Origin of the sequence: Streptomyces sp. PT12, assembly GCF_003311645.1 — a bacterium.
In the GTDB taxonomy this organism is placed as follows: Bacteria; Actinomycetota; Actinomycetes; order Streptomycetales; family Streptomycetaceae; genus Streptomyces.
In genome coordinates this window covers 1-876 of the sequence record NZ_QEST01000013.1, presented here as the reverse complement: position 1 = coordinate 876, position 876 = coordinate 1, and the positions used below count along the sequence as shown (strand labels likewise).

Sequence of the window (876 nt, the reverse complement as noted above, 5' to 3'; positions counted from 1 at the left end):
TGAGCTCTTTCAGCGTGGCCACTGATCGGGTGACGGGATCGATGCCCGCAACGCACGAGGCTCCCGTGACGTTGGGGGAGGTGTTCGAAGTCTCAACCCACAGGCACAGGAGCCGCGTTGGTTCCGTATTCTGCCGCACTCGACCTTCCCCACGCCCTGGTCGAGTGGGTCACGATGCTCATCGTCACCCGCGAGGGTGACCGCCGCTGCAAGCTCCCACCGCACCAGCGTGCCCTGGTCGGCCTTGTGTACCTGCGCCGGCACGACACCCTCGCCCAGCTTGCTGCCGGGTTCGGCATCTCCGTCGGCACCGCCCACGCCTACACGTCAGCCGTCGTCGACCTGCTCGCCGACCGGGCACCTGGCCTGCTGCGCGCCCTGCGCGAGGCAAACCCGGACTACGTCCTGCTCGACGGCACCCTCGCGGAGTGCGACCGGGTTGGCGACAGCCGGGCCGACTTCTCCCACAAGCACCGCCGACACGGGGTGAACGTACAGGTGGTGACCGACCCCGTCGGGAAGCTGCTGTGGATCTCGCCGACGCTGCCCGGCCGCGCGCACGATCTCACCGCGGCCCGCACGCACCGGATCTTCCGGATCTGCGAACGCCAGGGCGTTCCTGTCCTCGCCGACCGCGCCTATATGGGAGCCGGACCGTGGGTGACGACGCCCCTCAGACGCCCGCCAGGCCGTGACCTCACGCCGACCCAGCAAACCGTCAACCGCGCGCTGTCCGCAGCGCGGGCGCCGGTCGAGCGCGGCGTCGCACGACTGAAGTCATGGCGGATCTTCCGCAAGTCCCGATGCAGTCCGAATCGAATGTCGTCAATCTCCGCGGCGGTCCTCACTCTGGAGCGGCAGTACTGAAAGAGCTCA

1 protein-coding gene is annotated in these 876 nt (G+C 68.6%); it reads left to right on the top strand.

From position 1 onward, the window contains the following. Positions 1-117 precede the first annotated feature (117 nt). Positions 118-867 (top strand): transposase family protein, encoded by a 750-nt coding sequence (locus DEH69_RS00765; protein WP_113684895.1) that lies wholly within the window; start codon positions 118-120, stop codon positions 865-867. Positions 868-876: the final 9 nt, after the last annotated feature.